Source organism: Mycobacterium sp. 852014-52144_SCH5372336 (assembly GCF_001665615.1).
GTDB lineage: Bacteria > Actinomycetota > Actinomycetes > Mycobacteriales > Mycobacteriaceae > Mycobacterium > Mycobacterium neumannii_A.
This window is the reverse complement of record NZ_LZSW01000042.1, coordinates 97,841-118,846: the sequence shown is the minus strand read 5'-3', so window position 1 is coordinate 118,846 and position 21,006 is coordinate 97,841. Positions and strand designations below refer to the sequence as shown.

The 21,006-nt window shown below is 67.8% G+C and carries 23 protein-coding genes; 10 read left to right on the top strand and 13 right to left on the bottom strand.

Translation table 11 applies throughout. From position 1 onward, the window contains the following. Positions 1 to 22 precede the first annotated feature (22 nt). Positions 23 to 1,447: a chloride channel protein gene (locus tag A5759_RS09305; RefSeq protein WP_066841893.1), complete on the top strand. Its 1,425-nt coding sequence runs from the start codon at positions 23 to 25 to the stop codon at positions 1,445 to 1,447. Here A5759_RS09305 and A5759_RS09300 read toward each other — a convergent pair. From A5759_RS09300 to A5759_RS09290, 3 genes are all read right to left on the bottom strand, one after another. Beyond that, on the bottom strand, positions 1,440 to 2,003 hold the full coding sequence (locus A5759_RS09300) for a Dps family protein (RefSeq protein WP_064418170.1): 564 nt from the start codon (positions 2,001 to 2,003) through the stop codon (positions 1,440 to 1,442). The genes A5759_RS09305 and A5759_RS09300 overlap by 8 nt on opposite strands. A gap of 81 nt (positions 2,004 to 2,084) precedes the next feature. Next, positions 2,085 to 2,996: a DNA-3-methyladenine glycosylase gene (locus tag A5759_RS09295; RefSeq protein ID WP_064395048.1), complete on the bottom strand. Its 912-nt coding sequence runs from the start codon at positions 2,994 to 2,996 to the stop codon at positions 2,085 to 2,087. 27 nt (positions 2,997 to 3,023) lie between these two features. Continuing rightward, a complete protein-coding gene (locus A5759_RS09290; RefSeq protein ID WP_064418168.1) occupies positions 3,024 to 3,404 on the bottom strand; it encodes a DUF427 domain-containing protein in 381 nt (126 codons plus the stop codon). Between the two features lie 70 nt (positions 3,405 to 3,474). Here A5759_RS09290 and A5759_RS09285 point away from each other — a divergent pair, with 70 nt between their 5' ends. Together A5759_RS09285 and A5759_RS09280 are read left to right on the top strand one after the other, a co-directional pair. Further along, positions 3,475 to 5,022 (top strand): HNH endonuclease signature motif containing protein, encoded by a 1,548-nt coding sequence (locus A5759_RS09285; RefSeq protein ID WP_068196655.1) that lies wholly within the window; start codon positions 3,475 to 3,477, stop codon positions 5,020 to 5,022. Between the two features lie 82 nt (positions 5,023 to 5,104). Continuing rightward, positions 5,105 to 5,761: an enoyl-CoA hydratase-related protein gene (locus A5759_RS09280; RefSeq protein ID WP_068196588.1), complete on the top strand. Its 657-nt coding sequence runs from the start codon at positions 5,105 to 5,107 to the stop codon at positions 5,759 to 5,761. Between the two features lie 71 nt (positions 5,762 to 5,832). On the opposite strand, the gene A5759_RS09275 is transcribed toward A5759_RS09280, so the two are convergent. From A5759_RS09275 to A5759_RS09260, 4 genes are read right to left on the bottom strand one after another with little or no spacing between them, the layout of a single operon-like run. Continuing rightward, complete coding sequence (locus tag A5759_RS09275; protein WP_068196584.1) at positions 5,833 to 6,651, bottom strand: class I SAM-dependent methyltransferase; 819 nt, start codon at positions 6,649 to 6,651, stop codon at positions 5,833 to 5,835. A 13-nt stretch (positions 6,652 to 6,664) separates the two neighbouring features. Continuing rightward, entirely contained in the window at positions 6,665 to 7,669 is a 1,005-nt protein-coding gene (locus A5759_RS09270; protein WP_064418165.1) for an NAD-dependent epimerase/dehydratase family protein, read from the bottom strand. Then, positions 7,666 to 8,172 (bottom strand): nuclear transport factor 2 family protein, encoded by a 507-nt coding sequence (locus tag A5759_RS09265; RefSeq protein ID WP_064418164.1) that lies wholly within the window; start codon positions 8,170 to 8,172, stop codon positions 7,666 to 7,668. Before A5759_RS09265 ends, A5759_RS09270 begins: the two co-directional genes overlap by 4 nt. A gap of 38 nt (positions 8,173 to 8,210) precedes the next feature. Further along, positions 8,211 to 8,609, bottom strand: a complete 399-nt coding sequence (locus A5759_RS09260) for a hypothetical protein (RefSeq protein ID WP_064418163.1) — start codon at positions 8,607 to 8,609, stop codon at positions 8,211 to 8,213. Between the two features lie 59 nt (positions 8,610 to 8,668). Here A5759_RS09260 and msrB point away from each other — a divergent pair, with 59 nt between their 5' ends. Then, entirely contained in the window at positions 8,669 to 9,130 is a 462-nt protein-coding gene (gene msrB / locus A5759_RS09255; RefSeq protein WP_064418162.1) for a peptide-methionine (R)-S-oxide reductase MsrB, read from the top strand. Continuing rightward, entirely contained in the window at positions 9,127 to 9,642 is a 516-nt protein-coding gene (msrA, locus tag A5759_RS09250) for a peptide-methionine (S)-S-oxide reductase MsrA (RefSeq protein WP_064418161.1), read from the top strand. The genes msrB and msrA overlap by 4 nt, the downstream gene beginning before the upstream one ends. Before the next feature lie 4 nt (positions 9,643 to 9,646). On the opposite strand, the gene A5759_RS09245 is transcribed toward msrA, so the two are convergent. Next, entirely contained in the window at positions 9,647 to 10,993 is a 1,347-nt protein-coding gene (locus A5759_RS09245; RefSeq protein WP_064418194.1) for a cytochrome P450, read from the bottom strand. An 8-nt stretch (positions 10,994 to 11,001) separates the two neighbouring features. Next, on the bottom strand, positions 11,002 to 12,369 hold the full coding sequence (locus tag A5759_RS09240) for a cytochrome P450 (RefSeq protein WP_064418160.1): 1,368 nt from the start codon (positions 12,367 to 12,369) through the stop codon (positions 11,002 to 11,004). A gap of 99 nt (positions 12,370 to 12,468) precedes the next feature. Between A5759_RS09240 and A5759_RS09235 the strand changes: the two genes are divergently transcribed. Further along, positions 12,469 to 13,074, top strand: a complete 606-nt coding sequence (locus tag A5759_RS09235) for a TetR/AcrR family transcriptional regulator (protein ID WP_064395038.1) — start codon at positions 12,469 to 12,471, stop codon at positions 13,072 to 13,074. Positions 13,075 to 13,077: 3 nt separating this feature from the next. Here A5759_RS09235 and A5759_RS09230 read toward each other — a convergent pair whose 3' ends face one another. Further along, positions 13,078 to 13,647 carry a TetR family transcriptional regulator gene (locus A5759_RS09230; RefSeq protein WP_064395037.1) on the bottom strand — a complete coding sequence of 190 codons (570 nt, stop codon included), beginning with the start codon at positions 13,645 to 13,647 and terminating at the stop codon, positions 13,078 to 13,080. Positions 13,648 to 13,712: 65 nt separating this feature from the next. On the opposite strand from A5759_RS09230, the gene A5759_RS09225 reads away from it, so the two are divergent. Beyond that, positions 13,713 to 14,363 (top strand): class I SAM-dependent methyltransferase, encoded by a 651-nt coding sequence (locus A5759_RS09225; RefSeq protein ID WP_064395036.1) that lies wholly within the window; start codon positions 13,713 to 13,715, stop codon positions 14,361 to 14,363. Here the strand turns inward: A5759_RS09225 and A5759_RS09220 are convergent. Genes A5759_RS09220 through A5759_RS09210 form a run of 3 tightly spaced genes read right to left on the bottom strand, consistent with a single transcriptional unit; the run spans position 14,360 to position 17,386 of the window. Beyond that, positions 14,360 to 15,439, bottom strand: a complete 1,080-nt coding sequence (locus A5759_RS09220) for a hypothetical protein (protein ID WP_064395081.1) — start codon at positions 15,437 to 15,439, stop codon at positions 14,360 to 14,362. The genes A5759_RS09225 and A5759_RS09220 overlap by 4 nt on opposite strands. Further along, a complete protein-coding gene (locus A5759_RS09215; RefSeq protein ID WP_064418193.1) occupies positions 15,426 to 16,157 on the bottom strand; it encodes a class I SAM-dependent methyltransferase in 732 nt (243 codons plus the stop codon). Before A5759_RS09215 ends, A5759_RS09220 begins: the two co-directional genes overlap by 14 nt. After that, positions 16,151 to 17,386, bottom strand: a complete 1,236-nt coding sequence (locus A5759_RS09210) for a glycosyltransferase family 4 protein (RefSeq protein WP_064395035.1) — start codon at positions 17,384 to 17,386, stop codon at positions 16,151 to 16,153. Before A5759_RS09210 ends, A5759_RS09215 begins: the two co-directional genes overlap by 7 nt. A 222-nt stretch (positions 17,387 to 17,608) precedes the next feature. Here A5759_RS09210 and A5759_RS09205 point away from each other — a divergent pair, with 222 nt between their 5' ends. From A5759_RS09205 to eccE, 3 genes are all read left to right on the top strand, one after another. Then, a complete protein-coding gene (locus tag A5759_RS09205; RefSeq protein ID WP_064395079.1) occupies positions 17,609 to 18,010 on the top strand; it encodes a DUF3224 domain-containing protein in 402 nt (133 codons plus the stop codon). Positions 18,011 to 18,231: 221 nt separating this feature from the next. Further along, the gene (mycP, locus tag A5759_RS09200; protein ID WP_068196580.1) at positions 18,232 to 19,590 is read left to right on the top strand and encodes a type VII secretion-associated serine protease mycosin; all 1,359 of its coding nucleotides are present in this window, start codon (positions 18,232 to 18,234) and stop codon (positions 19,588 to 19,590) included. Next, entirely contained in the window at positions 19,587 to 20,984 is a 1,398-nt protein-coding gene (eccE, locus tag A5759_RS09195) for a type VII secretion protein EccE (protein WP_064418159.1), read from the top strand. The genes mycP and eccE overlap by 4 nt, the downstream gene beginning before the upstream one ends. The last annotated feature ends 22 nt before the right edge of the window (positions 20,985 to 21,006 follow it).

Here is a 21,006-nt window from a genome sequence, read left to right as displayed (position 1 = left end):
TGCGCACTAGCATCTGGAGACCATGGCCGAGACCCGTGAAACCGGCGGCGGCCTCGGGGGATTCGTTCGACGCTCCGGCTACATCCGTAAGTGGCTGATTCTCGGGATCGCGATCGGCGTCATCGCCGGCCTCGGCGCGGTGGTGTTCTATCTGGCGCTCGACTATGCGGGCGACTTCCTGCTCGGTGACCTGGCCGGCTACCGGATCCCCAAACCGGTCGGCGACGGCGGCGATCCCGGCTCGGCGGGCTTCGACCGGCCGTGGGCCATCCCACTGGTGGTCTGCGGCGGCGCTCTCGTATCGGCGTGGCTGGTCGCGAAGTTCGCACCCGAGGCCGAAGGGCACGGCACCGACAGCGCGATCGAAGCCGTGCACACCGACCCCCGCGCCATCCGGGGACGAGCCATCGTCATCAAGACCATCGCCAGCGCCCTGACCATCGGGTCGGGCGGCTCCGGCGGCCGCGAAGGCCCCGCCGCGCAGATCTCCGCGGGCTTCGGATCCATGCTGACCCGCTGGCTGAACCTGTCCGACGAGGACGGGCGGATCGCGGTGTCGCTCGGCATCGGGTCGGGTATCGGGGCGATCTTCGGCGCCCCGCTCGGCGGCGCGGTGCTTGCGGCCTCGATCGTGTACCGCCGAGATTTCGACTACCGGGCGTTGATACCGGGATTCATCACCTCGGCGACCGCCTACTCGGTACTGGGTTCGATCCTCGGCTTCGACCCGCTGTTCGGATTCGTCGCCGCCGACTACCGCTTCGACAGCCCGCTCGATCTGGGCTGGTTCGTCGTGCTCGGAGTCGTCGCGGCCGGCGTCGGCTACCTCTACGCGCGCATCTTCTACGGAACCGTCGCACTGACCGGTCGGCTGCCCGGCCACAAGGTGCTCAAACCCGCGGTCGGCGGGCTGGCGGTGGGACTGCTGGGCCTGGCGATCCCGCAGGTTCTGGCCAGCGGATACGGATGGGCGCAGAAGGCCACGGCCACCGACACACTGATGGCGATACCGCTGTGGATCGTGCTGCTCCTGCCGCTCGCCAAGATCGTGGCGACGTCGTTGTCGATCGGCACCGGCGGTTCGGGCGGCATCTTCGGGCCGGGTGTCGTGGTAGGCGCCTTCGTCGGCGCCGCGCTGTGGCGACTGGGCGATCTGGTCGACGCCCCTGGAATCCCCGACAGCCCCGCCACCTTCGTCGTCGTCGGCATGATGGCGTGCTTCGGCAGTGTCGCGCACGCGCCGCTGGCCGTGATGATCATGGTGGCGGAGATGACCGGCTCGTTCTCGGTGATCCCGTGCGCGATGGTCGCCGTCGGTATCGCCTACATGTTGATGTCGCGCACCGACGTCTCGATCTACCGCGCGCAGCGCCTCGACCGGGACGCCGCCGACGCCGCGCGTGGCGCCGACGGACGCCGGCCACCTCCGCCCGAAACGACTACTTGACCGGCGCCTTCTTCTTGGCCTGGCTGGCGGCGTCCTTCTCCGTCGACGCGCCCTTGTTGGCCAACTGGCCACCGGAATTCTCCAGGTGCGCACGCACGAACCACTGGAACTTCTCCAGCTCCGCGGCATGGCCGATCAGCATGTCCTCGGTGACCGGATCGGAATCCTCGGCGTCCTCGATGTTCTTTCGGGTGTCCTCGATGACTCCGTCGTAGACGAGATCGAGTGCGGCCAAGTGTGCCTGCACGGTGTCGCGGTCCAGCGAGTAGTCATCCCAGGAGCGGTCGCCGATGATCGCGCCCGGCGTGCCCTTCGGCGAGTACCCCAGAGTCGCGATGCGCTCGGCGACCTCGTCGGCGTAGCCACGCACCAACTCGACCTGCGGGTCGATCATCTCGTGGACTCCGATGAAGTTCGGGCCCACCACATTCCAGTGAATGTGCTTGAGGGTCAGGTGCAGATCGTTGTACCGGCTCAGCTGCTTCTGCAGCAGCTCGGCCATCTTGGCCGCGTCTTTGTCGGTCATACCCGGAACGGTGTACTGAGACTTAGGCATGGGAAAGCTCCTTTGCACGCATACGGTGTCGAGGCTTCGACTACCCGCTGCGTCGGCGAGGTAATCACCACGTCACAGGCGTCACATCTCGATCAGATTCGGAATCGCCATGCGCGGGCCGAACCGCGGAAGTACCGCGAGACCGCTCACTTCCAACAAGCGCACAGCGCGGTGACGGTGCGGGCGAAGCGGTTCGAGCAACTCGACCATCGCGGGATCGTCGATCGGATGGCCCAGCAGGCTCCACCCGACCATCTTCGCCAGGTGGTAGTCGCCGACCGAGAGCGCATCCGCGTCACCGAACGCGCGCTGACTCGTCTCGGCGGCGGTCCACTCACCGACCCCCGGAAGCGACGCCATGGCGGCACGCGCCCTGGCCGGTGACCGGGCGCCCAGTCGTTCCAGCGAGTCGGCGCGCTGAGCGCACACGACGACGGTGCGCGCGCGGCGCGGATCGACGTTGGCGCGGTGGAACTCCCACGACGGGATGCGGCGCCAGACGTCACCGGGCGGTGGCACCCGCATGTGCGCGGGCGCCGGTCCGGGTGCGGGGGCGCCGTACTTGGTGACCAGCAGCCGCCACGCGCGGCGCGCGTCCTTGCCGTAGACCCGCTGTTCGAGCACCGCGGGAATCAGGGCTTCGAGCACCCGGTCGGTGCGGCCCAGCCGAAGATGCCGCACGCGTCGATGTGCGGCGGCGATGGTCGGTTCCGTGGGCGCGAAGCCGACGCTGTCGTCGTACGCGCCGAGTTGGGCGGGCAGGGTCTCGGCGAATTCGGTCGCGCCGTCACCCCACGCTTCGCAGTCGACGGTGTCGGGTGCCGATTTGGTGAGGCGCGCGGTGACCGGGCCGCTACGCATCAGGCTGGTGCGCCAGATCGCGCCGTCGGGGGCGTCGAAGTAGCAGGGGTCCTTTCGGCCACGCCGCAGCGGCGCCAAGGTCAACGCGGGGCTGACCGGGCCGTCGAAGACGACCCTGACCGAGGTGTGCACCGGCCAAGGTTATGCCGGGCCTACGCGTTATGCGTGAACGACGGTGACCTCAGCCTTGTCCGGGTAGAACGCGACGTGACCGGCGATGGGGGCGACGGCGGGGTAGGGCTTCTCGTAGGTCCAGATGGCGTCCTCGACGACCGCGCCGCTGCCGGTCACCAGGTCGTAGTAGCTGGCGTCGCCCTTGAACGGGCAGTACGTCTGGGTGTCGCTGGGCCTGAGTTTGTCTTGGATGACGTCGTTGTGCGGGATGTACTGCACCGCCGGATAGGTCGACTCCCGCAGCGTCAACGCCCGATCTGTGTCGGCGACGATCTCGCCGTTCACCCGGACTGTGACGTGTCTGCCGGTCGGCTCGACGGTGATCGGGTGCTCCGCGGTGGGCTCGAGTACGGGTCGATCGCTCATGTCATGGCCAACGCACGAGGTGCCGGTCGGAATTCCGGACGTGTCGGTGGGTGGTGGCATAGTCGAACACATGTTCGGATCGGACTTCGCAGAAGCGGACGACGCCGCTGTGGTCGCCGCTATCGCCGAGGGTGCACGTGCGGAGGCGCAAGCTGCCGCACGCCGGCTCGCGGCCATTGCAGAGTTGGTCCGGCGCAAGGTGTGCGATGACGACGAGCGGCAGCGGTCCGCGTTCGATCCGTGGGACAGCGTCGCCGCCGAGGTGGCTGCGGCGATGACGGTCGGTCATCGGCGCGCTTCGGGGCAGATGCGCATCGCGCAGGCGCTGCGCGAGCGGCTGCCACAGGTGGCCGCCTTGTTCGAGCAGGGCGGTATCAGTGCGCGGATCGTCTCGACGATCACCTGGCGCACCACGCTGATCGAAGATCCTGAGGCGTTGGCACTCATCGACACCGCACTCGCACAACGGGCGTCTCGGTTGAGTCCGCTATCGGAGCGGCGACTCGACGACGCAGTCGACGCGCTCGTCCACCGGTTCGACCCGCTCGCGGTGCGGAAGTCGAAGACAGCGGCGCGCAGCCGAGACTTCCACTTCGGTGACGAAGACGACCCGGCCGGCACGACCTCGGTGTGGGGACGATTGTTGGCCACCGACGCTGCCGCCCTCAAACGGCGCCTCGCCGAGATGATGAAGGGCCTGTGCGACAACGATCCGCGCAGTATGGGCGAGCGGCGCTCCGACGCGATCGGCGCCTTGGGCGCCGGCCAAACCCAATTGGCTTGTGCGTGCGGATCGCCGACATGCACCGCTGCCGGTGTGCAGGCGTCGAACGTCCAAATACACGTGATCGCCGACCAAGCCGCGATCGACAGTGCCGCTGCCGCTGCCCGCGAAAATGCGGCCGCTGCCGAACACAATGCCGCTCCTGCTGCCGACGGGCCCGCCGCTCACGCTGCCGAAGGCAACGCGGACCGCACCACCATAGGCGACAGAGGCGGCGACGCCTCACCCCCTGCGGAAGGAAAAAAGCCCCAGAAACGAGGCACCGCAGTGCTGCTGGGCCACGGGGCGTTGCCCACGTTCCTACTGCCCTGGCTGATCAGCCGCGGGGCGAAGGTGCGCCCGATCAAGATGCCGGGGTCGGAAGCCGAGTCGCGGTATCAGCCGTCAGCGGCGCTGGCCGAATTCGTGCGCATGCGGGATATGTACTGTCGCGCACCGGGATGCGACGTGCCCGCCGACCTCTGCGACATCGATCACACGACCCCGTGGCCCCTGGGACCCACGCATCCGTCGAACCTCAAATGCCTGTGCCGCAAGAACCACCTGATGAAGACATTCTGCGGCGGCCCTGACGGCTGGCGCGACATACAGCTTCCGGATGGGACTGTCATCTGGACCGCACCGAGCGGCCTCACCTATACCACCCACCCCGGTAGCAAGCTGTTCTTCGAATGGGATACGACCACGGCCAACCTGCCACCGCCACCGGATACTCCACCGCCCGTGACCGATCGCGCCGCGAAGATGCCGAAGCGAAGACGCAGTCGCGCGGCCGAATTCGCCGCACGGATCAGAGCCGAGCGGGCACGCAATGTCGACCCCGCACCGTTCTGAGAGCGGAAACCGGCTAGTGCGGTCGGTCGGTCTTACTCAAGTCGTACGCCGTCCGGACTTAAGCAGGTGGTGTAATCGGCTGATGGCAGAACTTGAACGGCACGGCGCGGTGTATGTGTTGACCCTCGGCGAGGACGAGAACCGCTTCCACCCCGACCGGCTGACCGCGATGAACTCGGCACTCGACGAGGTGGAGGCCGCCGACGGGCCGAGGGCCGTCGTCACGACCGGCAGCGGCAAGTTCTACTCCAACGGCCTGGACCTCGACTACATGGCCGCCAATCCCGATGTGGCTGAGGCCAATCTGGGCGACGTCCACGCGCTGTTGGCACGCGTGCTGGCGTTCCCGGCACCGATCATCGCCGCAGTGCAAGGGCACGCGTTCGCCGCGGGCGCGATGCTGGCGCTGGCCCACGACCAGATCGTGATGCGCGCCGATCGCGGCTTCTTCTGCCTGCCTGAGGTCGACCTCGGCATCCCGTTCACGGCCGGGATGAACGCCCTCATCCGGTCCCGCCTGCCGATCGCGACCGCACACGAGGCGATGACCACCGCGCGACGGTACGGCGGCGAGGACGCCCTCGCGGCAGGAATCGCCGCGGCCACCGCTGGGGAGGGTGACGTCCTCAACGCAGCGGTCGACCGCGCCGATGCGCTGGCCGCCAAAGCCGGCGCGGTGTTCGGCACGATCAAGGCGCGCTTGTACGCGGAAGTGATCGCCGAACTGAAGGTGCGTTAGCCGCCGAAACTGAACAATTGCACGATCTTTCCGGCATTTTCATACATAGCTTCAGTTTCGAGTGCAACAGCTCAGAACGCCCAACGGTGATACTGCGCCATGTACCGCAACGCCGGCAGCGCCGACATCACCCGCCCCATCGCCCGGTAATACCAGGCGACGTCGCGGAACGTTGGCGAATCGAACGGCGACACCCACGCCAGCAACCGCACGCCGGGCACCGCCTTGGCGATATCGTCCGGACCGTCGACCCCCCACTGCAGCGTCGCCCCCGAGCGCCGCACCACCGCGTTCAGGACCTGCGACCGGATGCCGAGCCGGCTGAACGCATCGAATTGCAGTTCGCCGGAGGGAAACCCGTCGACCACCCGCCGCAACAGCGCCGCACCATCGGATTCCGTCAGGTACATGGTGAGGCCCTCGGCGATCATCAAAGTCGGCCGGTCCGAGGGGATTTCGGGCAACCACGAGGCATCTGTGACCGAGGCGCCGATCACCCGGTAGTGGTCGCGGTCCGGATAGAGCTGCGTGCGCAGACTTGCGACCTCCGGATAGTCGATGTCGAACCAGTCGACCCCGGGACCGGCGTCCACCCGAAACGCCCGCGCGTCCAGCCCGCATCCCAGGTGCAGCACGACCGCCCGCGGGTGCACGGCCAGGAACTGGCGCGTCCACCTGTCGAAGTGCGCGCTGCGGGTGGTCACCGATGCCGAATTGGCCGGTGTGATCGTCGTTTTCGACCAGTCGTAGTCGATGCGCTCGACGATGTCCTTGGCGAACCGGTCACCCAGGATCGGGTTCGGCAGGTCGGCGTCGAGCGCCTTGGCGTAGAACGTCGCAAGCATGGTCTGCGGCGCACCGGACAAATCGACGGAAAGCTTGTCGGGCATCTCTACTCGCGGGCTAGCCTGCCTTGCTTGTACGCCGCGCGTCCCGCAGCCCCGCCCAGAACCTCGCGGCCTCGCGGATCGAATCCTCGACAGGCCTTGGACTCCAACGCAATTCACGTCGGGCCTTGCTGCAATCCACCGGTGCTTCCGCACGCATCAGCCGCAGCGAGCCGAGCGAGAACTTCTCGTCCTTGCCGGTCACCCGCGCCTTGGCGGTGCCCAGGGCGGCCATCGCGTAGGAGACGGGCAGCGGGAGCGACTTCGTCGGCGCAGGCATCCCCGCGGCTTCGGCGGCGATGCGCACCACCTCGGCATTGCTGATCATCTTTTCCGAGATCAGGTACCGCTCGCCGACTCGGCCGTGCTCGGCGGCGAGGATCATGGCGCGCGCCGCGTCGTCGACACCGACGGCCTCCAACTCGATGCCGCGCATCACGAACGGCAGCTTGCCGAACGCCGCCCCGGCGATGATCGCGCCGTGCGGGGTGCGGCCCCAGTCGCCGCCGCCGTAGGTGGTCGACACGCACATCGCCACTGCGGGCACGCCGTGCTCGCGCGCATATTGCAGCACCAACGTCTCGGCCTGCACCCGCGACCGCACATACGGCGTCAGACCTTTGTCGACGATCACGTCGTCCTCGGTCGCCACGTGCCCGCGCCTGCGGCCGACCGTCACATAGCTGCTGGTGTAGACGAACCGCCGCAGACGCATGTCCTTGGCGACCTCGAGCACGTTCCGGGTGCCTTCGACGTTCGTATAGAAGAGCGGCGTGGGGTCCTTGAGCCAGCCGCGCGTGTCGACGACGCAGTAGTACACGTCGTCGACTCCGGTCATGGCCGCGCGCAGCGTGTCGTTGTACCAGATGTCGCCGAGGAAGCGCTGTACCGGCAGATCGTCGATGCTCTTGGTGTTCGCGTTCGGGCGGACCATGACGCGGACGTCGTGACCGGCGGCCACCAGCTGTCGAGTGACATGGGATCCGAGGAAACCGTTGGCCCCGATGACCAGCTTGCTCACTTGCCTCCTCCGTACTGCTTCATCCACTCCTCGGCCTCCGGCGGCAAGGTGCCGAGGTCCGCTGCCTTGCGGCACCACTTGACGGTCGCCTTGACGAACCGCAACGGGTTGTAGATGTCCTCTTGCCGGCGCCACAGTCCGTCGCCGGCGTAGGTGACGATCGAGATGTTGGTGGCGCTGATGATGGTGCCGTCGCCGGGGTCGCGCATCGGGTTGTCGAGCTCGCAGATGATTCGGCCCGTGGCCTCGTCGATCACGGTCCACAGCGACGGGAACGACGTCATGTAGCTACCGGGAAACGACTCCATCGTCTTCCAGATCCAGGGGCGCACTTGTTCCCGGCCGCGCATGGTGCCTGCCGCATGCTCGATGTAGAGGACGTCGTCGGTGTACTGGTCGACCCAGGGATCCCAGTCGCGGGTCTGCGCGGCGCGGTCGACCGTCGCCTCGAACTGTTGGAACGCCGCGGCGAGTTCCTCGCGGCTGAAGGTGCTGCCCGTCACACCAGAACTAGAACACGTTCTACCGAGCTTGTCGAGGGTCAGAACGCGGTGAGCACCTGGCGGCTGCCCAGCGGATTCTGTAGAGGGACGTCGAGGATCCCCGATACCGCGATCATGATGCACGGCCGGCCCACGGCTTCGTGAAGCGTGCCGCCGAAGAGTTCGACGGTGACGGTTTCGGGTGTCTCCTGCACGGTCGCGCGAACGCCGTAGCACTGCGGGGTGCCGGTGGTGAAGTGCACCCCGACGGCGCGGTCGCCGGCCACGCGGTTGAACGACTCGGCGCGCATCGGATGCGGATCGACGATCGCGGGGTTGTCGATGAACAGCAGGCCCGGATAGCCGGGCCGTTCGGGTAGCACCGCCGTCTCCGCCGATGCCGCAGGGGCCGCCCACAGGGCCAACGCAGCGGCCATCACGGCGAGGAATGCGCGCATCACACAACCGTAATGGGAGGCAGGAACACCGCGGTCGGTTCGGCGGTTATACAGGCACTATGGCAAAGCAATACAACAAGAATCCGGCCGCGGTGAACGCGTTGTCGCCGGAGCAGTACCAGGTCACCCAGCGCAACGGCACCGAGCGGCCCTTCACCGGCGAGCACTGGGACAACCACGAGCCGGGTATCTACGTCGACGTGGTCTCCGGCGAGCCGTTGTTCGCCTCGGTCGACAAGTTCGACAGCGGGACCGGGTGGCCCAGCTTCACCCGTCCGATCGAAGCGACCAACGTCGTCGAGAAGCGCGACTTCTCACACCTGATGGTCCGCACCGAGGTGCGCTCGGCGCACGGCGACAGCCACCTCGGCCACGTCTTCACCGACGGCCCCCGCACCGAGGGTGGGTTGCGCTACTGCATCAACTCCGCTTCGCTGAGATTCATCCACCTCGACGACCTCGAGGCCGAGGGGTATGGCGATTACAAGAAGCTGTTCGTGAATGAGGAGGCGCAAGCATGAGCGACCACAAGACGGCCATCCTGGCGGGCGGTTGCTTCTGGGGCATGCAGGATCTGATCCGTAGGCAACCGGGCGTGGTGTCGACGCGCGTCGGCTACACCGGCGGCGAGAACGCCAACCCCACGTACCGCAACCACCCCGGCCACGCCGAAGCGATCGAGATCGTCTACGACCCGGCGCGGACCGACTACCGCGCGCTGCTCGAGTTCTTCTTCCAAATCCACGACCCGACCACGAAGAACCGTCAGGGCAACGACGTCGGCACCAGCTACCGGTCGGCGATCTTCTACCTCGACGACGAGCAGAAGCGCGTCGCGCTGGACACCATCGCCGATGTTGACGCGTCGGGACTGTGGCCCGGCAAGGTCGTCACCGAGGTCACCCCGGCCGCCGACTTCTGGGAGGCCGAGCCCGAGCACCAGGACTACCTGGAGCGGTACCCGAGCGGCTACACCTGCCACTTCCCGCGCCCGGGCTGGAAACTGCCCAAGCGCGAAACGGCCAACCAGTAGCGCGCTAGCTGCGGTGGCGCACCACGACGCGGCCGCCGTCCTTCGGGGTGAACGCGATCCCGCGGAAGTGCACCTTCTCGTCGGGTGCGTCATCGGTCTCGATCACGAAGTGGCGCAAGATCGTTCGCAGGACGACGTCCATCTCGACGTTGGCGAACGCGGCACCGATGCACCGGCGCGTCCCGCCGCCGAACGGCACCCACGCCGTCGGCGGACGCTTGCCCAGGAACCGGTCGGGATCGAAGCGTTCGGGGTCGGGGAACACGTCCGGGTTGGCGTGCATGTTCGCCAGCGCGACCATCACGGTGTAGCCGTGGGGGATTCGCCACTCGCCGGCGTCGAAATGCGGTGCCAGCACGTGGCGCCCGGAGAAGTCGATGACGGTCCGGTTGCGCTGCAACTCGTTGATGAAGGCCTGGCGGTACTCGTTGCCGCCGGCGTCGTTCTCCTCGACCAGTTTGGCCAGCACCGCGGGATGGCGGCGCAACCGTTCGAACGCCCAACCCAGCGTCGACGCGGTCGTTTCGTGGCCGGCACCGAGAAGGGTGAGCAGCTCGTCGGAGATGTCCTGGTGCGACATCGGGGTGCCGTCCTCATAGGTGCTGCCCAGTAGCAGCGCCAGGATGTCGGTGCGCTCCTCGCGGGCGGGGTCGGCCTTGCTCTTTTCAATCAGGGCTTTGTCGATCAACGCAAACACGGTCCGGTCGAAGTTGCGCCGGAACGTCTCAAGGCGGCCCCACGGGCTGTAGGGGCCGGTCTTGAACGGCGGTTCGGGCAACGTCGCCATGCGTGAACCGAGCTTGGCCCACGGCGGGATGATCTCGCGCAGATAGTCCAGTTCGGCCCCGTCGGCCCCGAACACCGTGCGCAAGATGACGTTCAGCGTGATCCGGTTCATCGGTTCGAGCGTCGCGAACTCGACACCCTCGGGCCAGGTCGCGGTCTCGCGGAGCGTCTCCTCCTCGATGATCTTCTCGTAGTTCTTGATGCTCTGGCCGTGGAACGGCGGTGCGAGCAGCTTGCGGCGCTTGCGGTGCTCGACGCCGTCGAGCGCGAACACCGAACCGGGGCCGAAGATCCGACTGAGGTTCGGCTGCACGTTGATCAGGTCGTCGGTGCTCGCGAGATACACGGTGCGGATCAGCGCCGGATCGGCGATCACCACGCTGCGACCGAAGAACGGCACGTTGATCGCGAACACCGGACCGTATCGCTTGAGCGCTTTGCCCAGGAACCAGCGGCGGAAGCCCGCCATCAGCACCATCTGAACGGGTTTGGGCAGCGGGACCGCCGGCGGCAATTTGCCGGGTGTGACCGGGGCTTGCTGGTCGGCGGCGGTGGCGTTCGTCATCGGTTCTTTCACTCCTCCTGCGCGAGCGGTGTCCTGCGGCGGTGCACCACGATGCGGCCGCCGTCCTTCGGGGTGTAAGCCACGCCGCGCGAGTGCGTCTTCTCCGCAGGTGCCGCGGTGGTGTCGATCACGAAGTTGCGCAGCACAGTTCGCAGCACCACGTCCATCTCGACGTTGGCGAACACGGCGCCGACACAGCGGCGGGTGCCTCCGCCGAACGGGATGAAGGCGAACGTCGGCGGTCGCTCGTCGAGGAAGCGCTGCGGGTCGAAGCGCTCGGGATCGGGAAACTCAGCGGCCCTGTCGTGCATCAGCGAGATGCTCGCCAGCATTGTATAGCCCTGCGGGACAACCCATTCGCCCAGCTCGAAGGTTGGCGAGTAGACGTGTCTGCCCGCGAAGTCGATCACCGTGCGCGACCGCTGCACCTCCCCGAGCACGGCCTGGCGATAGTCGTTGCCGTCGGTCTCCGCCTCGGACACCAGCTTGGCAAGGACGTCGGGATGGCGGGTGATCCGCTCGAACGCCCAGGCCAGGGTCGAGGCCGTGGTCTCGTGACCGGCCGCAAGCAGGGTCAGCAACTCGTCGCCGATGTCCTTGCGGGACATCGCGCTACCGTCCTCGTAGGTGCTGCCGAGCAACAGCGCAAGAACGTCGGTCCGCTCGTCGAACCCCGGATCGGCCGTGACCCGGTCGATCAGTTTGTCGATGACCTCGTCGTACTGCCTGCGGTATTCGGCCAGCCGCCCCCACGGACTGAACCGGCCGTACGTGCGTGACGGTGCGGGCAACGACGCCAAACGCGAACCGAGCGTCACCCACGGCGGAATGATGCGCCGCAGGTCGTCCAACTGCTCACCGTCGGCGCCGAACACCGCACGCAGGATGGCGTTGAGGGTGATGCGCATCATCGGCTCCAGCGTCGGAAACGCTTGACCCTCAGGCCAGTTCGCCGATTCGCGCAGGGTCTCCTCTTCGAAGATCGCCTCGTAGTTCTTGATGCTCTTGCCGTGGAACGGCGGTGTCAGCAGCCGCCGCCGGCGCCGGTGTTCTGACCCGTCGAGCGCAAACACCGAACCGGGGCCCAGCACCCGCGACAGGTTGGGTTGGATGTTGCCGACGTCGTCTGTGTTGGCCATGAACATCTGTTTGGCCAGCTGCGGGTCGCCGACGACGACCGTGCGTCCGAAGACCGGAACGTTCATCGTGAAGACCGGACCGTGGAGGCGGGCGAACTGAGCGACGGTCCAGCGCCGGGAAACCGCGAACGCGAGACCCAACAGCGGCTTGGGAATCCGCGCCGCCGGTGGCAGCTTGACCGCGGCAGGCGACACCGCTGCGGGTGTGGGCTTATCGACGACCAAAGCTTCGCTCATGACGCTCCCAGCCTGTTCCCCGGTACTACGATGTACCGTAGGTTCGTGTAGTACGGTACCGCTTGGTACCAGCAGGCGCAAGGCTGTCGAGGAGGCGGTATGACCACTGCGCTGGACAACGGCGCGCATACCGCGGCCGACGGGGCGTTCCGCGACCGCCTGCTCGACGGTATGGCCGCCTCGATCACCGAACGGGGCTATCGCGACACCACCGTCGCCGACATCGTGCGGCAGGCGAGAACCTCCAAGCGCACGTTCTACGAACAGTTCGCGAGCAAAGAGGAATGTTTGATCGAGCTGCTGCGGCGAAACAACGAGACGATGATCGCCGGGGTGCGTGCAGCGGCGGACCCCGATGCCGACTGGCGGGCCCAGATCCGCTCGGCGGTGACCGCCTACGTCGACCACATCGCGGCGCGACCGGCCATCACGCTGGCGTGGATCCGCGAGGCGCCGGCACTGGGCGCCGTCGCACATCCGCTGCATCGCGAGGCCATGGAGAATTTCACCGACATGCTGGTCGACATCAGCAGCACGCCGGGCTTCGAACGCGCTTCGCTGACTCCGATATCGCGTCCGTTGGCGCTCATCATCCTTGGCGGCCTGCGCGAGCTGACCGCGCTCTTCGTCGAGGACGGCCACGATCTGGGCGGCATCATCGAGCCGGCGATCACCGCGTCGGTGGCGATCCTCGGCTCGCGCTGAGGATCAGTTCAGGATCAGCCGCGCCGATTTCTCCAGTCGCTCCGCGATTTCGGTGTACGACGCATATCCCATGCCCGCGCGCACCAGCGCACCGGAGTACAGCATCTCCAGCGTGTCGATGACGTCGGGATCCGTGTCGGCGCCCAACGCCGCGGCCAGCCGGTCGCGGATCTCGCGGCCGATGCGCAGCCGCAGCACCTCGACATCGGGGTCCCGACCCAACAGCGCCGTCGTCACCGCACCGGCGAAGGCGGGCTCGTCGGCGACCAGCAGGGCGATGTGGCGCAGCACCTCGATGACCCGTGCTGCGGGGTCCTCGGACTCGTGCGCCGCCGGTGGAGATGCCGCGAGCCTGCGCCAGAACACCTCGGCGACAAGGTGTTCCTTGGAGGAGAAGTAGGTGTAGGCGGTAGCCGCCCCGACACCGGCATCGGCGGCCACGCGGCGCACCGTGAGACCGGCGAACCCCTCGCGGTTGAGGAGTTCCACCGCGGCGCGGCCGAGGCGGTCGACAGTGTCGGCTTGTTTGGCGGTCAGACGGCGCCGAGTCGACTCCAAGGCCGTGTCGGACACATGTCCGGACGCTACTACAACACCCCTGCACCAGCAACGATCCGCGCCGAGTAGGTTCGTTACCGATGCGCACCACAGACGAACTCTTCGCCCTTGCCGAGCAGGTCATCGGATTCATGCCAGCCGACGAGGGCCGGGCCCTGTTCGACGCGGCCGTGAAGTATCTCGGCGACGGCATCGGCGTCGAGATCGGCACGTACTGCGGCAAGTCCACCGTGCTACTCGGCGCCGCCGCACAGCAGACCGGCGGCGTGATCTACACCGTCGACCACCACCACGGCTCCGAAGAACACCAGCCGGGGTGGGAGTACCACGACGAGTCGATGGTCGATCCCGTCACCGGCCTGTTCGACACGTTGCCGACGGCTCGGCACACGCTCGACGCCGCGGGCCTCGACGACCACGTCGTCGCGATCGTCGGCCGGTCACCGGTGGTGGCGCGGGGATGGCGAACTCCGTTGCGCTTCCTGTTCATCGACGGCGGCCACACCGAGGAAGCCGCACAGCGCGATTTCGACGGCTGGGCCAGATGGGTGGAGGTGGGCGCGGCGCTCGTCATCCACGACGTGTTCCCCAACCCCGACGAGGGCGGGCAGGCGCCGTTCCACATCTACCAGCGGGCGTTGAACACCAACCATTTTCGCGAGGTCTCGGCAACCGGATCCATGCGGGTGCTCGAGCGCACGGACGGCGTCGCCGGCGAGCCGCTGGGCTAGCGGTCGCTGGTCGCGCACTCGCAGTCGTATTCGCCTTCGAGGCCGCGCGGAAGGTCTGCTCCCCGGAAGATCCCGCTGGCTGCCGACGTCGACGACAGCGCGTCGGCGGCCAGAATCATCGCCGCGCCGGTCCACGTCGTACGTTCCTCCGGCCAGCGCTTGCCGTCGGCGAACACCAGACCCGTCCAGTAGGAGCCGTCGTCCTCACGCAGATGGTGCATCGCGGCGAACTGCTCCCTGGCGCGCACCGCGTCACCCATCGCGTCCAAAGCCAGTACCAGCTCGCAGGTTTCGGCTCCGGTCACCCACGGCCGGTCGTCGACGCACCGGATACCCAGTCCGGGAACCACGAAGTCGTGCCACCGCTCGTCGATCCGCATCCGCGCCGCGGGACCGCGCACCGCGCCGGTGAGCACCGGGTAGTACCACTCCATCGACCAGCGGTCCTTCACCGTGAACGCCTCGGGATGGTGGGCGATCGCGTGGCCGAGCCTGCCGACCGCGACCTCCCATTCCGGCTGCGGGTCGTCGAAGTAGTCCGCGAGCGCCAGCGCGCACCGGATGCTGTGGTAGATGCTCGCGCACCCCGTCATCAGGGCCTCGGATTCGATGGTCGAAGGGCTTCTCGCCCACGCGATCTCACCGCCACTGAGCTGCATGCCGAGCACGAAGTCGATCGCCTTGGTGACCACCGGCCACATCGTCTCCGCGAAGCGGCGGTCACCGGTGACCAGCACGTGGTGCCAGACGCCGGTGGCGATGTAGGCGCAGAAGTTGCTGTCGCTGTTGGCGTCCTCGATGACACCGTTGCGCAACTGGATGGGCCACGATCCGTCGCGGCGCTGGTGCGTGCGCGACCACTCGAACGCCGCACGGGCCGGCTCCAGCAACCCGGCGACCGTCAGCGCCATCGCGTTCTCGATGTGATCCCACGGATCGGTGTGGCCACCGTCGAACCACGGCAGCGCACCCGAGGACTCCTGGGTAGCAGCAATCGATTTCGCGGTCTGACGGCACTGTTCGGGTGTCAGCACCCCGGGAACGCCCGGGACGCCGTCGAGTTTAGGTGTCAGCACCGGCACCCACCGGTTTCGTGAAGTACAACGCGACGCTCTTGCCGATCAGCGGGTTGAGCAGCGACTCCGCCGTCCGCGTCAGCCACGGGCGGCTCATCATGTCCCACACCAGCATCCGGTGGTACGCCTTCACCGCGACGTGATCCGAATTCTCGGTTCCCACCGCGCATTTGAGCCACCAGTACGGGGAGTGCAAGGCGTGCGCGTGTTGAGTGTGCTCGAGTTGAAGGCCATGGGCGAGCACTTTGTCGCGCAGCCGGTCGGCGTGATAGATCCGCACGTGCCCGCCCTCGTTGGCGTGGTACTCGTCGGACAACACCCAGCACAGCTTCTCGGGGAGCCACCGCGGTACCGTGACGGCGAGCATTCCGCCGGGCTTGAGCACCCGGACCAGCTCGGCGATCGCCTTCTCGTCCTCGGGCACGTGCTCGAGGATCTCCGAGGCGATCACACAGTCGAAAGTGCAGTCGGCATAAGGCAGATCGAGCGCGTCGCCCTTGACCGCCTCGGCCTTGGCCGTCGGCGGCGCCTCACCCTGCTCGCGCATGGCGGTCAGGATCTCGTCGACGTCGTTGAGGTCGGCGGCGCTCTGGTCGAACGCGACGACGTCCGCTCCGCGCCGGAAGGCCTCGAAGCTGTGCCGGCCTGCGCCGCAGCCCACGTCGATCACCTTCGTGCCCTCGCCGACGCCGAGCCGGTCGAAGTCCACCGTCAGCATGCGCCGACCCGTTCGCGCGCCTTCTCGTAGACCGCAACCGTCTGCGCCGCAACCGATTGCCAGCTGAACACCTCTACCGCGCGCTTGCGGCCGTTCGCCCCGAGGCGGGCCAGCTCACGCGGTGAGTCGAGCAGTTCGCCGAGCACCGCGGTCAATTCGTCGACGTCGGCGGGCTTGACCAGCCGGGCGCAATCGCCGTCGGCGCCCACCACCTCGGGCAGCGCACCGGCGCGGCTGGCCACGATGGGCGTGCCGCTGGCCATCGCCTCCACCGCTGGCAACGAGAACCCCTCGTAAAGCGATGGGATGCAAGCGACTTCGGCCGAGGCCAGTAGGTCGGCCAGCTCGCTGTCGGACAACCCGCTGGAGCTGTGCACGATGTCGGAGATGCCGAGCTCGGCAATCAGCTTCTCGGTGGGACCGTTCGGTTCGAGCTTGGCGACCAGCTGCAGTTCGAGATCGCGTTCGACGCGCAGCCGGGCCACCGCGTGCAGCAGGTGCCTGACGCCTTTGAGGGGAACATCGGCGCTGGCGATCGCGATGATGCGGTTGCGCACCCGTCGCTCGGCGGGCTTGAACATCGCGGTGTCCACGCCCAGCGGCACGACGTGCAGCTGGCTGGGTGCGACGCCGAAGTCCTCGGCGATGTCAGCGGCCGACGTCGACGACACGGTCAGCAGTTCGGGTATCTCGCAGGCCACCTGCTTCTGCATCTCGGCGAAGCCGTACCACCGTCGCACCAGCGGTTTACGCCACCACTTGGCGGCCGCGACGTCGACCACCTTGTCGCGGGTGATCGGGTGATGCACGGTGGCGACCACCGGAAGGCCGAGGCCGGCGATCTTGCGCAGCCCGGTGCCCAGGCACTGGTTGTCGTGCACGACGTCGAACTCGTTGCGACGTTCGGCGAGCACCCGCGCGGCGCGCAGGCTGAACGTGCGGGGTTCGGGGAAGCCCGCCGTCCACGTGGTCAGCAGCTCGAGCAGGTCGATCGACGTCTTGATCTCGTTGGGCCACGGGATCCGGAAGGGATCGGGTTCCCGGTAGAGGTCCAGGCTGGGCACCTCGGTCAGCCGAACGCGGGGATCGAGTTCCTCCGGATAGGGCTGGCCCGAGAACACCTCGACCTCGTGGCCCAGGTCCGCGAGGCCGCGGGACAGGTAGCGGACGTAGACGCCCTGCCCACCACAGTGGGTCTTGCTCCGGTAGGACAGAAGTGCGATGCGCATGGTCAACTCAAGACGATGCGCAGAAGCGGCTGAATCCAGGGCCGGTGAGCTGGACAAATCGTGTCACGCAACAACTCCGAACCTTCTGGACATGTGTCCAGACTATAGTTTGACGTGCTAGCGGACGCAACGCGGCCGTGATGCCTTGACTATCACAGTGACCGGCGGTGCTGCCCGTCGGCCTCTCGGTTCCGCGGTCCGGTGACCGGGTATCCGCCGGTCATGAGCAGACATATCGAGGCGACCTTCCAGATCGCCAGCTGGGATGAGACGCCGTTCGAGAACGGCGACGAGGCCACCAAGCTCACCGAGGCCCTGGTCTCGAAACGCTACGAAGGTGACATCCAGGGTACGTCGACGACCAAGTGGCTGTTGGCCTACGGACCGGACAAGAGTGCGCTGTTCGTCGGCATCGAGCACGTCACCGGCACCATCGCGGGCGCGACCGGCGGCTTGGTGTTGCTGCACGACGGCGCCTACCGGGACGGCGTGGCCAGTGGAGAGGTGCGGATCGCATCGGGCACCGGCGGGCTGGCCGAAGCGGCGGGCAACGGAAAGTTCCGCGCCGACCCTGCGGGGGCGCTGACCCTGGACGTCGACGGTCTGGACATCGCGGTCACCTAGCCCGCAGGCGCTGCGGTAACCGACGCGGCAGCCCCTGGTGACGGGCGTGCGCCACCAGATAGTGGAATGACTCCCCCGAGCGGCCCCTTAAGATTGGCTGCGTGCAATCGGCCCATCGGCGTGACGTGAGCGTTTGCCCTGCGCAACGGGCAGATTTCAGTTTGCTGCCGGTGTCGTGGCACACCGCCGACCAGTCCGGCCGCCGGGGAGGTGCGTAGCGCGTGCGGTGCCTCTTCGAACGCGTCGGCGTGCTGACGGCGGTGCTGTTGCTGGCCTTGATCGCCGCCCCTCCGGCGACGGCGATCGAGCCGCCGACGATCGATCCCGCGGCCGTGCCCCCGGATGAGACCGGGCCGGATCAGCCGATGGAGCAGCGCCGGGTCTGCTCTGCGCCGACGGTGTTTCCGAACGCGAACTTCGCCGACCGGCCCTGGGCGAACGACTACCTGCGGTTGTCCGAGGCGCAGAAGTTCGCGACGGGCGCGGGCGTGACCGTCGCGGTGATCGACACCGGCGTCGTCGGCTCACCGCGGGTGCCCGCCGAACCGGGCGGAGACTTCGTCGACCAGGCCGGGAACGGCATGTCGGACTGCGATGCGCACGGCACGTTGACAGCGTCGATCATCGCGGGTCGGCCCGCGCCGAACGACGGCTTCGTCGGCGTCGCGCCCGACGCCCGCATCCTGTCGCTGCGCCAGACCTCCGAGGCGTTCCAGACGGTGGGGACGCGCCAGGACCCCAACGACCCGAACGCCACCCAGACCGCAGGATCGCTGCGCAGCCTCGCGCGCGCGGTGGTGCACGCGGCCAATCTCGGCGCGCAGGTCATCAACATCAGCGAGGCGGCCTGCTACAAGGTCACCCGCCCGATCAACGAGACCAGCCTTGGCGCCGCGATCAACTACGCGGTCAACGTCAAGGGCGCCGTCATCGTCGTCGCCGCGGGCAACACCGGCCAGGATTGCGCGCAGAACCCGCCAGCCGATCCCGCGGTTCCGACCGATCCGCGCGGTTGGAAGCAGGTGCAGACGATCGTCAGCCCGGCCTGGTATTCACCGCTGGTGCTGACGGTCGGCGGGATCGCCCCGAACGGCCAGCCGAGCACGTTCTCGATGTCGGGTCCGTGGCTCGGCGCCGCGGCACCTGCCGAGAACCTCGTCGCGCTCGGCTACGACGGCAATCCGGTCAACGCGCTGCAGGGCCAGGACGGCCCGATCCCCATCAGCGGGACGTCGTTCGCCGCGGCCTACGTCTCCGGGCTGGCGGCGCTGCTCAAACAGCGCTTCCCCGCGCTCACGCCCGCCCAGATCATGAACCGGATCACCGCGACGGCGCGGCACCCGGGCGGCGGCGTCGACAACTATGTGGGCGCCGGGGCGGTCGACCCCGTCGCCGCGTTGACGTGGGACGTGCCTCCCGGCCCGGAGCAGGTGCAGTACCGGGTCAAGGAGCTTCCGGCGCCGGTGTTCACCCCGCCGCCGGATCGGGGGCCGATCACCGCGGTGGTCGTCACCGGAGCCGGGCTTGCGGCCGCGCTCGGACTCGGCGCGCTGGCCCGCCGCGCACTGAGGCGCCGATGAACAGGCTCTTCGGCATGTTCGGCCTGCGCTTCACGACGGGCCACGCGATCTGGGCGGCGGCGCTGATCCCCGCGACCGTCCTGGTGTTCGCCGAGCTGAATTTGTTGTGGCTCGGAATCACGCTCGCCGTGCTGATCGCGCTGGGCTCGGTGGTGACCATCCGCGGGCTGCGGATCACCGGTTGGGTGGCGGCGGTGTTCGCGTGGCGGCGCAGGCACCGCGACGTTCCGCAGCGTCCGTCGGAACCCGCGGTGGGCGCGACTGTGATGCCGGGCGATCACGTCGCCGTGCGATGGCAGGACGAGTACTTGACCGCGGCGATCGAACTGGTGCCGCGTCCGTTCACCCCGACGGTGATCGTCAACGGCGCGGCGTTCACCGACGACGTCGTCGACACCCGGCTCGTCGAACAACTCGTGGCCGCGCACTGCCCGGACGTCGAGGCCGACGTGGTGTCGTCGGGGTATCGCGTCGGCAAAACCGCTCCCGCCACGCTGATTTCGCTGTACGAACAGGTCGTCGGTCCGTATCCGGCTCCGGCGAACCGGCGCACCTGGATCGTGCTGCGCGCCGACCCCGAGTTCACGCGCAAGTCGTCGCAGCGCCGCGAGTCCGGGGTTGCCGGGCTTGCGCGGTACCTGGTGTCCTCGGCCACCCGGATCGCGGATCAGTTGGCCGGCAACGGAATCGACGCTCGCCCTGCGCGCAGTTTCGACGATCTCGACCGGGCCACCGAGATCAGTTTCGAGCGTGAGACGTGGTCGGCGATCAAGGGCCGCAGCACGTTCACCGCGGCCTACACCGCGCCGGGCGGACCTGACGTGTGGTGGTCGGCGCGCGCCGACCATACGATCACCCGGGTCCGCATTCGGCCCGGTGAGGCCCCACGCTCGACGGTGCTGCTGACCACGTTGGCCAATCCCGCCACACCACGCGGCTTTTCGTGTCTGTTCGGCGGGCAGCGGGCGGCTCTGCACGGCATCAGCCCGGTCGGCGACCGCCACTACGAGCTGCCGATCGGGTCGGCGGGGGTGCTGGTCGGTGAGACCGCCGACCGCTACCCCGCCTACATACCGTTCGACGACGTTGACGTGAGCATCAACCTCGGCGACTCCCGGCTGTTCACCCAGTTCATCGTGCGGTCGGCGGCGGCAGGTGCCGTGGTCACCCTGACGCCGCAGTTCAACGAGTTCGCCGGATACGTCAACGCCAGGATCGGGGACGAGGCCAAGGTGGCGTGGCCGCATGCGACGACGTACTTGAGCCCGCACCCCGGCCTCGGCCGGGTGATGTTGCGCAACAACTACATCGAGACGCCCCGTCATCGCCAATTGCCGATAAGGCTGATCAATCCGCGCGAGGAAAGCCGCTACCAGATGGTCCTCGAGGGCTGAGCCGACATGCGGGCGCAGGGGT